The organism is Nostoc sp. ChiQUE02 (assembly GCF_034531305.2).
Taxonomy (GTDB): domain Bacteria; phylum Cyanobacteriota; class Cyanobacteriia; order Cyanobacteriales; family Nostocaceae; genus Nostoc.
Genome location: NZ_JAVRBN020000004.1, coordinates 135980 through 148066, shown reverse-complemented (window position 1 = coordinate 148066; position 12087 = coordinate 135980). Strand labels below are relative to the sequence as shown.

Here is a 12087-nt window from a genome sequence, read left to right as displayed (position 1 = left end):
AATACTAGTCCTATAGACGTAATTAATTATAAGATAAAAATTTGTTTCGCAGTGAGCGATTAATAGCTCTAGATAAGGTTTTCAATTGCTAGAGACGCTTACTAAAAGCCAATTTAATTAATTTTATATTGCGTAACATAATTTGATTTATTCTTGCTTACTTAAAAGAATCGCTCCAGATGCAGAGAATACAACGAGAAGAGAGGAAATTGAATGAGTCGGCGGTTATTAGTTACTGGGGGTGCGGGGTTTATTGGAGCGAATTTTGTGCATTATTGGTGTCAGGTTTATCCAGATGACCGTGTAGTGGTCTTAGATGCTCTTACCTATGCGGGAAATCGTCTGAATTTGGCACTGGTTGAGGAAAGAAAGAATTTTCGGTTTGTGCAGGGGGATATTTGCGATCGCACCATTGTAGATCAGTTATTATCAACAGAAAATATTGATACAATCGCCCATTTTGCTGCTGAATCTCATGTCGATCGTTCGATTCTTGGGCCGGCTGCTTTTGTGCAAACTAATGTGGTAGGAACTTTCACCCTACTTGAAGCTTTTCGACAATATTGGGAGGCAAAAGCAAAGCCATCTGATTATCGTTTCCTCCACGTTTCTACAGATGAAGTCTACGGTAGTTTAGGCGCAGATGATCCAGCTTTTTGTGAAACTACACCCTACGCTCCTAATAGTCCCTATTCAGCTTCAAAAGCGGGTAGCGATCATTTAGTGCGTGCTTATTATCATACTTATCAAATTCCAACTATTATCACAAATTGCTCTAATAATTACGGTCCTTATCAGTTTCCCGAAAAGCTAATTCCTCTGATGTGCATCAACACTTTAATAGGTAAACCATTACCTGTTTATGGTGATGGCAAAAATGTGCGCGATTGGCTTTATGTGCGGGATCATTGTCGTGCTTTAGATGTGGTAATCAATCACGGTAAACCAGGAGAAACATACAATATTGGTGGGAACAATGAGGTGGAAAATTTAAACCTGGTGCAACTTTTGTGTCAGATGATGGATGAATTAGCACCTGATTTACCAGTGCGTCCGGCAAAGCAGTTGATTACTTTTGTCAAGGATAGACAGGGACACGATCGGAGATATGCAATTAATGCAAACAAGATTAAAACTCAGCTTGGTTGGACACCTTCAGTAACAATTGCTGAGGGTTTACGTTTAACAGTTGAATGGTATCTGAATCATCGTGATTGGTGGGAACCTCTGCTGTCTGCGGAATATCAAGCTTACTATGGCAAAAATTATCTGTAACGTTGTCTTTTCCGTATTCCTGAAATATCTGGCTCAAATAATCGTCGATTTCTTCTGGGTGCTAGTGGAAGTACTCTTCTTCAAATTCATCGAGTGTTTTAAATTTTCTCACGGCTTAGGTACTCCTTCCAGTAAGCTTTTGTGCCCTCAATGTCTTGAAACTGTATGCTTTTGTCGCCTCCACAATTCGCACCCATTTTTTAAAAAACCCCAAAGTTGAAATCTTCAACTGCTTTGAATCAATTATCTGGCTCTCACAGTTTCTCTAGATAATGACTATCCTTAAATAGTAAGGGAATCAGAGTAAATTGCCAGCAGGTGTCAAATGCTGCAACCAGAACAGATATTACAAGACCGTTATCAAATTCAACGCCAACTCGGCAACAATGGAATTCGCCAAACTTGGCAAGCATTGGATTTACAAGCCTCTGATGGCGAAAATTCGACCGTTGTGGTCAAACTTTTAGCCTTTGGCGGTACTGTACAGTGGGATGATTTGAAACTTTTTGAGAGGGAAGCACAAATTCTCAAACAGCTAAATCATCCCCGAATTCCCCAGTATATTGATTATTTTTGTATCGACGATCGCACACTCTGGTTTGCCTTAATACAAGAATATATCCCTGGTGAATCACTCAAGGAGAAACTTGCTGTTGGCAAAAGGTTTACTGAAAAGCGAGCTAGAAAAATTGCTGTTGAGGTTTTAAATATTCTCACGTATCTACATGAGTTGAATCCAGGGGTGTTGCATAGAGATATTAAACCGAGTAATTTAATTTGGGGCGAAGATAATCGGATTTATTTAGTTGATTTTGGTGCAGTTCAGGATAAAGCGGCAAAAGAAGGCGTTACTTTTACTGTTGTGGGTACTTATGGTTATGCCCCAATGGAACAATTTGGTGGTCGGGCGGTTGCAGCATCAGACCTCTATGCATTGGGAGCGACTTTAATTCATTTGCTTACTGGAACTTCCCCTTCAGATTTACCCCAGCAGGATTTGCGACTGCAATTTACAGACCGAGTTAACCTCAGTCCCAGTTTTGTCAGTTGGCTACAAAAGTTGATAGAACCTGCTCCAGAACAAAGATTTACTAATGCCCGCGAAGCGCTAAGTACTCTCAAATCTGGTTTGGCTGTCAAATCTGCAAATAAGAATCAACTTTTGCCGCTAAAAGAAATAATCAACAATTCTGGATGTGGGATAAATAATTACAATGAAACAGTCCCAGAGGAAATTCTCGGTTGGAATTGGGGCGCATTTTTGATGCCTTGGCTGTGGATGTGGCCGAATCAAGTCTGGTATGGACTGTTCTGTTTTATACCCCACGGTTGGTGGCTAATGGCGATCGCTCTTGGCGCTAAAGGGAATGAATGGGCCTGGAAAAGTAGACCGTGGCGCAGTATTGAACAATTCAAAGCACATCAAAGAGGCTGGGCGATCGTTGGTATTCTAATTGGAGCGCCTATTAGTATTATGTTGTGGGTTCGAGCGATCGTTTTACTCAAATCTGCATTTTAACTAGGAGCGCACATCTGTGCGCCCCTACTCTATTCTTAACTACTAACTTGCGATTCAACTACACCCACGGGACAAGATACGTTTGTCCCTCCTAAACCACAATACCCGTTGGGATTTTTAGCCAGGTATTGCTGATGGTAAGCTTCAGCATAGTAGAACTCAGGTGCATCCAAGATTTCGGTGGTTATTTTACCATAACCTGCACCGTTGAGGGCTTGCTGATAAGCTTCCCGCGATGCTTCTGCTAGCTGCTTTTGACTTTCAGAATATACATAAATTCCCGAACGGTATTGAGTGCCAGTATCATTACCTTGGCGCATTCCTTGGGTAGGATTGTGGCTTTCCCAAAAGACTTTGAGCAGCTCAGAATAACTAATTACTTTGGGATCAAAGACAACCAACACCACTTCATTGTGACCGGTGCGTCCACTACATACCTCTTCATAAGTGGGGTTGGGTGTCAACCCAGCAGCGTAACCCACTGCGGTGGTGTAAACTCCTTTAAGTTGCCAGAATTTGCGTTCTGCACCCCAAAAACAGCCCAAGCCAAAAATTGCCTTCTCTAATCCATCGGGATAAGGAGGTTTTAAGGGATTCTTGTTGACATAATGACCTGCGGGTACTGACATAGATTGTGCCCTTCCTGACAAAGCTTCCTCAGGTGTGGGCATAACTGCTTTTTTGCCAAATCCGAATAGTGCCATTGATTTTGACTCTGATATATATCTTTACCTTATTTACTATTGTAAAGATTCTAGCGATCGCTTGGGGTTTTCTCAGAGTCCTACCTAGACTGTGTTGACCTTGTGGCGCTAGTTCATGCTATTCATCGTTATGAATACTTTTCAAGGGTAAATAGTCGTCAAAAGTACTCATGGATAAAATACCGAAAATTGACCGCCAAAGGGAGCATCAAGCGAACGAACGGACATTTCTGGCTTGGCTACGCACTTCTATTGCATTGATTGGGTTTGGTTTTGCTATTGCCCGATTTGGTATATTTCTGCGCCAGTTGAATATTGCTATTACTCAACAAGAACCTCCGGTACATCAACTATCCAACTCGGAAAATTTGGGTGTTGCTTTGGTAATTTTTGGAATTTCGACTATTGCCTTAGCTGCATGGCGATACAATCAAGTTTTCTGGCAAATTGAACGAGCAGATTATAAACCAAATAGGTTAATGGTTTGGATAATGACCGGAGTAGTAATGATTTTAGGAATTTTCAGTATTCCTTTGCTTCTATGGCGTGATAAAGTCCCTTCTCATTCTCCTGTTCCAATTCAACCACAGTCCCGAAAGCAAATATCAACCCCAAAATCCGATGCAAAAAAGGGGACAATTACTACTTTATACAAACAAATATTTTACAAGATCCCCGACTTCTTTAAGAAGTCGGGGATCTAAGTTTCTTACAGCCCGAAGAGGCTCAATCTGCATACCGTGATTCACTCATAACCAATCGCATGGAATGCTTATATGCTAGAGTTTACATTTTTCAACGCGGCCAAGTATGTAGGATAAAGTTTCACGGTTTCTCAGAAGTAACCTAACAGCAAAAGTGGCACCGAATTGAGTTGAAGTGCGTATTATATCGGGAGGTGTAAACTTTGGGTAATGTCCTTTAGTATTATCATTTCCAATAAAAGTAATTGTAAAGCCTCCATCATCAGTGTTTTTCTGCCATTCTACCTTTTCGGCAAAACGAAGGAAAGCTTTATTGTCGTATTCTCCCGGTATATTTCCTGTCTCTTTGTACAATGGTATTTGAATGGTGAAGCCGAATTTTCTTTTACTTTTATCTACCCATAATGAGTCAATTTTGTTGAGGTCTTCGCAAGAAATATTATTGACGACTTTCGTCAATAATTCTCCTTTCTTATCATTGTCCACCTCAAGCATCAATTCTGTAGCTTTATCTCCTATCTCAGCAATATAGAAGATGAGTTTTGTTGTTTGCAGGTCAGCTTCCCTCCATTTAGAATCTGTCAAATATTTACTGAGTTCATCAAAATAGTGTTCCTTTAAAGATTCCTTAACTTCTTGCTCATCTTGTTCGATTATTTTCAAGATATTGTCTTGTTTGGTTGATCTTATAGATTCTGCTAAAGTTATAAATTCTTGATGAAGTGCTTCTACATTTTTGCTAGATAACAATCTAGGTTCAATTTTGCCGTTAAATGGTGGGCTGACTTTTTTAATTGTATTATTTTCTTCAATTGTATTGTTTTCTTTAAGAGTTTTCAAAGCAGTGAAAGCTTCCTTGTAAGCATTAGCTGCATCAGCATTTTGCTTCTGCTCCGTAAATAAATTGGCTTGAGTTTTAAAGTAGAGTATACGAATTTGTAAAGCTACTTGAGAATCATCTTTATAGTTTATTTTTATTTTTTCAAGATAATCTTTAGCTTTTCTTAAGTCATTTGTAATTTCCTCTGAGTTTTTCTTTCCAATATTTAAATAGGCATAAGATATTCCCAATTTGAGAATAGTTTGTCTCAGATAATGATCTTTGATTTTTGCTGATTGACCTGCTTGTGAAAATAGCTCTTCAGTGACCATTGGGTTGAAACCCTGATCTGCAATTTGTCCAGCTAGTTTAACTAGCTCTTGAGCTGCTGTAAAATATTCTTGTGTTTTTGACGATTCTTCTTTTAATTTTTCATATTGTGTATTAGCATTGTCAAGTTCTTGTCGGGTTTTATCCAAATTTTCCTTGTTTTCGTTAACCTTAAATTTAAGCTGATCATTTTGTGTTGTTAGTTTTTTTTGATCTTCTCTTAATGAATAAATTTCGTTTTGTTTACTCTTTGATGCTTTGGACAATTCTAAGTTTTGTTCATTTATCAAATCTAAAGTGTCTTGTTTTCTCTGTAACTCCCTCTGAATTTGTTGATTTACTTTTTTGGCTTCTGTAGCTTGTTTATTTAAAATGTAAACCTGTGTTTCAAAGTCGTTTTTCTTAGCTAATAATTTTTTTTGATTATTTTCTAAGTCTAGATTTTTTCGCTCCTGATCTGTTATTTCTTTCTGTGTTCCTTGTACTTCTATAGCTAGGTTAGCTGCTCTTGTACCTAATATTACTGCACCTGTTAAAGTAAACAATAGAGCAACTGTTCCAATAGTAATACGTTGTTGAGCTTTCTTATTGGCCTCATCTAGTACTAAATTTCTTTTCTCTACTGCTTCCCTATCCTTCCTCTCACGTTCTAATTGAGCTTCTTTTTCCAATGCTGCAATTTTTTCTTCTCGTTCTTGTGTTTGACTGGCTGCTAAAAACTGCTTATCTTGATAGTTTAAGTTTTTGTCTTTTGCCCATTTCAAAGCGTCCTGCAATGCCTTTCCTCGCAACAGTCGGGATTTGTCTTTACCACCAGAAGCTAACCAAAACCTAAAATTCTCAGAGTAGGGTCGCAGATTCTTGAACTTAGTTTCAATCCATTTTTGGTCAAAAACTTGTTTATATATAGGGTTATAAACTCTTAACTTGCCCTGTTGTTTAACAACTAAACCCGATAACTGTAACTCGCTAATTTCAATATTATTATTAGTACTTATTTCCTCATTTTGTTGAATCTGCTGATATAACTCCAGCAGGTAAGGTGCCATCTGCTCATCTCTAAGAATCCTGTCTCGTATAGTTCGTAAATGCTCTGGTTCATCCTGTAATTCCCAATTCTCAATAATGCGCGATCGCACGACTTGTTCAACGGTACGCGGATTTTCTTTCAACGACTCCTCGACCATAAACAAACACAGCTTTTGTGTCAGAAAAGGTTGTCCTCCCGTCCAGTATAAGATTTCTTTAATTACCTCTTGAGGACTATTAAATCTTCCCTGTAATCCTGTAATCAGGGGCTGCACTTCGTGGAGTTGAAAACCATGCAGTTCAATTCCTTCACCAATATTAAAAGGGGTTTGGCTTTTATCAGTAATCAAATCGTTGGGAGTCGCCACTCCTAATAAAGCAAAGGTAAGTCGCTCAAAAGCCTGATTATCGACTCGCTGATTCTGGAAAAATCGAATGAGCGCAAAAAAATCATCCAGAGAAAAATCTTGACTCAGCACCCTGTCAATTTCATCAACGAAGATCACTATTGGTTGCTGAATCCTTACCAGTAATACTTTTTGGATAAACAAACTCAAACATTGTACAGGGGAAAGAACTTCCTGCTGCTTCTGCCACCACGTCTGCCAATCAAATGTGTCCTCTAACTGACAGCTTTCTACCAAAGCGTAAAAAATCCCTCCATACCACTGCTCCATCGTTACCTTATGCTTACCAATCCCCGTCAGATCGATCGCAGCACACACTGTTCCTTCGGCTTGCAGCCTTTGCATTGTCTGCACTCGCAAGCTAGACTTACCCATCTGCCGGGAGTTAAGCACATAACAAAACTTACCCGCTTTCAATTTTTGGTAAAATTCTTCGTCTGCTACTCGCTTGACATAGCTTTGAGCATTAACCGGGAGACTTGCTCCAACCTGATAGAAGTTATAAATAGGTGCTGTCATATTGTTGCTCCTTACAAGACGCGGCGGAAATACTCACGGTAAAGGTGGCAACGGGGCACAACATGATTGCCTTGTCGATGCACCAGTCCTAGACTGTGTAACTTGTAAATCTGCATGGAGTTTAATTCTACTGGAACAGTTGAGTTAACTACCTTTTTTAGTGCTTGAGCTAGTTCTGGTACTGGTTGCAAGATGTCTTGTAGCGATCGCAAGTGATTGGCGTAAATTCCTGCTTCTGTTGTTGCCGACTCTAACAAATCTGTTAGAGAGACTTTCTCAGCAGCAATATGATACATTGCCAACCGTACCAAATAGGGATGTCCTCCTACCATTGACCTTAATTCTTCTATGCGAGTGTTTTTTCTTTTTAGTCCATGCTTTTGTGCCAAATCTTGTACTTGTTCTTGACTAAACTCTTCTAGCTCGACAGGTACTCCGGCATTAAAGGGAGATTGATGGATATCCAAGGGAATATAAACTTCTGTGGAATGTGCTAATACCAGCCGCAGTTTTTTCCAAACATCAGAAATTTTTCCTTTTTCATGCCAAGAGCGTAGCATCCCAAAAAAATCTTCAACCACTTTACTATGTGCAAATAACCGATCTACTTCATCCAAAGCTAAGACCAAAGGAGAATCTATTTGAGTCAAAATATATTTATTAAAATAAGCAGTACAGTTGTCATTACTACCAAGAATTTTTGTATTCCAAGCATCGTCCACTTTATTTTCGAGGTCAAGTTCTGAGCTAACCTTGGAACAAAGCCAGCGCAAAAATCGATCGAGGCTGGTAAGTACTGCTTTATCTATACTGCCTAAATCTAAATAAATCTCTTGATAATTCTGAAGAGAGCCATGAGCAATAATCCTAGCCAGTAAAGAAGTTTTCCCCATCAGCTTTGGTGCTTTAATCCGAATTAGAGAACCAGGTTTTACCAGTGTTTCGTAGCAAAGAGACTCAATGCCATCATGCTCTACATAAAAAGTAGAAGAGAGCGGCACATGGCCGTCTGGATATTCCAATGGATATTTCAATTCTGATGTACAAGGAGTGTTTGTTAAATAGCTTGGGTGTGGAGATTCGGCTGCTGGGAGTTTTTTGTTTAAAACTGGTATTGACCCGCTCGTTAGGTCTTCCATTTGAATGGCAACCAAACCTTCGTCATAAGCTCTTTGAAAATTATCTTGATTATTTAAATTTGCGTATCCCAGCCCATCATAAAACCCAACAGCAAATACAATGGCTGCTTTATCGCCAATGGGTTGGTTCATGCCTATAGCATAATTAATGTGTTGGCTAATTGCATAAGCGGGTTTTTCAGAATAACAGGCATTTAGCACTACGCAGTTTACATATTCCGCGTGCAACTTAAATAACGCAGCCAGTCCTTGGGGTGGTACGGGTTTGTGGTTTCCTCCATCATCTTCCAAAACCAAGCAGCCATCTGAAGTACCATGACCGCAGAAATGGACGATGTGGGGATATTCTTCTGCGATCGCCCTACGAATATCTTGAGGACGTACTGCCGTCCTGATTTTAATCTCAAACTGCTCTCGCCGGATTGCCCTTCGTATTGCATCCTCAATTTCCCGAATTTCCTTATCCAAACGCAGACCGTCTGGAATAGCCGTCAAAATTAAGATTTTGCGGGATTGACTGATGTTACTATTCATTCTTTATTTTGGAATTCTAGAGATTAAGATTTAGCTAACTTTTTGATGACTATCATGTGTATTAACAAAATTCGGTCGTTTCAGGTTATTGGCGACTAACCTTAGATCACTACCATAGGCGTAGCCTAACCCAGGCATCGCTGTCTAAATATTTAAAAATCAAACTTGAATAGGTGAAAATTTTATTTATAGTCTAGTCACTTTTGTCAATACAGAAATTACATGGTTTGTTGTATAAAATTATTTATGTACTATTGTTATACATAACGACTATTCTAGGTAGTATCTATACAAAGATACAAATGTACAGAACAGGATTCCAGATTGATATTAGCAATATGAGTAGATTTCCGATAGTAGTTAAGCTTAATGCTCTTTTATTACTCTCAGGACTTACGCAAGCAAAATTTGTCATTGCAACCGGAACGTAGTGTAGAGAAGCAATCCCAGAGTTTTAGGTGATTACGTCGTTATCGCTCGTAATGACGCAATTACGTAAATTTTGCGTAAGTCCTAACTCTGAAAAAATAAAATATTTGTAGCTACTGTCTTAAAAGTCAAGCGATCGTTAACAAAAACCGGGACTGGAATATTGACGCAACTGGGAACGCTGCGCTAGATTCGGCGGTGTCTGGTACAGGCAGGAAGACTTGTGGCTGGTAGTAAAGATTTCAACAGCACGCTTTGGCGAGCTTTGGCAAAATATCTTCCTTGCTGTGAATTGACTAAAGTCATAGAAGAGCTTTAACCAAATACTTGCTATGTGTTTACTCAGGCTTGATCGCAGCATTTACCCGTAGAAGTAAGTACACGCTATCTTACTGAACAAAAATTATGAATTATGAATTAGTAATTAGTTAACAGTAGCCTCAGAAATAACCGTCACACAAGAATTCACTAAGGGTAACAGCGGCCCAAGTTGTTCTTGTCCATTCACGGCTAAATCGCTGTGACACAAATAAACTCTCTCGGATACACGAGATAGTAAATCTGTCAAAATCCTTTGCAGTCGTTGTTCTTCTGCCAATTTCTCATCTTCTGCTGTCCAAGGTTCGCCTAACCTGTCTCGCAGAAAGAAGGGCGCACCGAACAAAGTTGCTGCACCACCTTTCGCCCATAGAGGTGAACCAGCATCCAGCCAAAAATGCCAACGGTGCGATCGCCTACTAGATCGATATTGAAATATAGTTGCTAAGGTGACAGACCTTCTGGCTCCACCAATGGGGCGCACAGGGTAAGGGTTGGCGGTGATTGTACCACGTCGCAGTAGTTGAATGAATTCGATAATAGTTGTGTAAGGCGTTGTCTCAACTGGGCCAATTTGTCGTAATCTGGTGTCAATTTCCCAGTAGTGTTGGGCGGTTTCTAATAATTCCCGCAATGCTGCTAGTTGTTCGTAGGGGAGATTGCTACCATTCCACAAGAAGCGCTGTATTGCTCTGTCTAAGAGGGAAATGGGACTGGGAATTAACCGCAGTTCTTGCTGCGATCGCTGCTGTTCTAACCACTGTAATATCTCAGTATAGGCTGTAGTAGCTGCATAGCCGATTCTATCCCAGCGCTCGAAGGCTGATACTGGTAGCAAGTTGGGGCGATCGGGATGGGGTACAAAGCAGTAATCTGCAATCAAACCAGCACGTACCGGGTCAATATCAGTAGAGACGCGATTAATCGCGTCTGTTAGAAGTGAGGAGTTTTCTGATGGTTGTTGTTTCCTACTCAATACAACCAGCATTTCTGCCACGGCATCTCGATCTACCAGGCGTCCCAAGCCGGGATAAACTAGTGCCAGCATGGTGAGTAATGCGCGAATGATGGGTGAACTAATTAAGGGACGTTGGTCATTGAGTGATTCGACCTGGATATTTTGCTTGACGAGAATTTCTACTAGAGTATAACGAGCGATCGCATCTAAACCTGGTGCAATAATCGCCACTTGTTCTGGTTGTACTTGCTGTGATTGGATAGCATTAGCAATTACCTCGGCTGTTTGCCGTAACAATTGGGCGCGGGAGGTGATTTGAATTGAATGCACCGTTTTTGGTAAACTCAAAACTACCATCGGTTCTGTGACTAATTCCACCATCTGTTTAGTGAGTTGCTCACCAAGGGACTCAGGAGGCGGGCCGGTCAAGATTTCTACCCGACAACGCTCTGCTAGCCCTTCTAGGTAGTTGGGGTCTGCTCCCAATCCCAATCGCACTGCACCATCGGGATTGTAGCTAAACGCCCCGACTGCGCCTTGATCTAATAGCAACTCAAACAGAAGACGCGCTACGCTAGGATAATCATCTACATCATCCGCTAGTACCGCCTGATAGCGTTTAGTTAGGTGTTGCTGGTAATTGCGATCGCTTAACAAATATTGACTATAAAGTTCAGTAATAATGCCATAAGTCAGTAACCCCCTCTCTAAACACCAGTTACGCCAGTCTAGGAGCAAAGAGGCTAGAAATTCTGGTTCTAAATTTGTAGCATTTTCCCGTAGACCCCTTGTCAAAATCTGGGCAATATCTTCGCAAGATGTACCACTGTAAGCTGCTAATTGCAATAAGTCTAGGATGCGACGTACCAAGCGAGATTCATTCACTCCCGCAATCCGTAAAATTTCTTCGTCTAATTGGGGACGCCAGAGTTTGGTTGCTAACTCTTGTTCTGTTTCTGGCCGCAATCTCACTGGAAACTGTGCCTTCAGGTTCAATGAGTTAATTAGCAACGGCCAAAATAAAATAACTTCGTCCTGGAAAAAACCTAGCGGCGTCTTGGCACGAACCGGATATTTCCCTAAGGTAGATGTAACAATTATATCACCTAATTCTCGACGATTATCATCATTGGCAGCTAAGACTAAAACTCCTGGCTCTGTTTGTTTAAGATATAAAAATTCGCGTATGCGATCGCCTTTTTTACGTCCATTCTTTTTAGTATAAAATGATTCAGTATACTGCTTTTCAGGTTCTACCCAACTACGAAATTGCTCTACCAAGCGAGCCGTCTTACCACTGCGGCTAGTGCCAACAATCCAAACCGAATGAGAAACCACAAACTTTCTCCTTGTAGATTTGTTAGTATACCTCGTGCGTTAACTTAAGGTTAAGAATCACCGA

Annotated in this window: 6 protein-coding genes and 1 pseudogene; 3 read left to right on the top strand and 4 right to left on the bottom strand. The window is 40.4% G+C overall.

Annotated elements, in window-relative coordinates:
- Positions 1 to 213: 213 nt before the first annotated feature.
- A complete protein-coding gene (gene rfbB, locus RM347_RS05805) occupies positions 214 to 1275 on the top strand; it encodes a dTDP-glucose 4,6-dehydratase (RefSeq protein ID WP_322717416.1) in 1062 nt (353 codons plus the stop codon).
- Positions 1276 to 1600: 325 nt separating this feature from the next.
- Positions 1601 to 2794, top strand: a complete 1194-nt coding sequence (locus RM347_RS05800) for a serine/threonine protein kinase (RefSeq protein ID WP_322717415.1) — start codon at positions 1601 to 1603, stop codon at positions 2792 to 2794.
- A gap of 35 nt (positions 2795 to 2829) precedes the next feature.
- Here RM347_RS05800 and msrA read toward each other — a convergent pair whose 3' ends face one another.
- Positions 2830 to 3498, bottom strand: a complete 669-nt coding sequence (msrA, locus tag RM347_RS05795) for a peptide-methionine (S)-S-oxide reductase MsrA (RefSeq protein WP_322717414.1) — start codon at positions 3496 to 3498, stop codon at positions 2830 to 2832.
- A 170-nt stretch (positions 3499 to 3668) separates the two neighbouring features.
- On the opposite strand from msrA, the pseudogene RM347_RS05790 reads away from it, so the two are divergent.
- Positions 3669 to 4094: pseudogene (locus RM347_RS05790) on the top strand (YidH family protein); the annotation flags it as partial.
- Positions 4095 to 4277: 183 nt separating this feature from the next.
- Here RM347_RS05790 and RM347_RS05785 read toward each other — a convergent pair.
- From RM347_RS05785 to RM347_RS05775, 3 genes are all read right to left on the bottom strand, one after another.
- A complete protein-coding gene (locus tag RM347_RS05785) occupies positions 4278 to 7307 on the bottom strand; it encodes an AAA-like domain-containing protein (protein ID WP_322717413.1) in 3030 nt (1009 codons plus the stop codon).
- Positions 7308 to 7318: 11 nt separating this feature from the next.
- Complete coding sequence (locus RM347_RS05780; protein WP_322717412.1) at positions 7319 to 8980, bottom strand: AAA-like domain-containing protein; 1662 nt, start codon at positions 8978 to 8980, stop codon at positions 7319 to 7321.
- Positions 8981 to 9833: 853 nt separating this feature from the next.
- Positions 9834 to 12023 carry a recombinase family protein gene (locus tag RM347_RS05775; RefSeq protein ID WP_322717411.1) on the bottom strand — a complete coding sequence of 730 codons (2190 nt, stop codon included), beginning with the start codon at positions 12021 to 12023 and terminating at the stop codon, positions 9834 to 9836.
- Between the last annotated feature and the right edge of the window lie 64 nt (positions 12024 to 12087).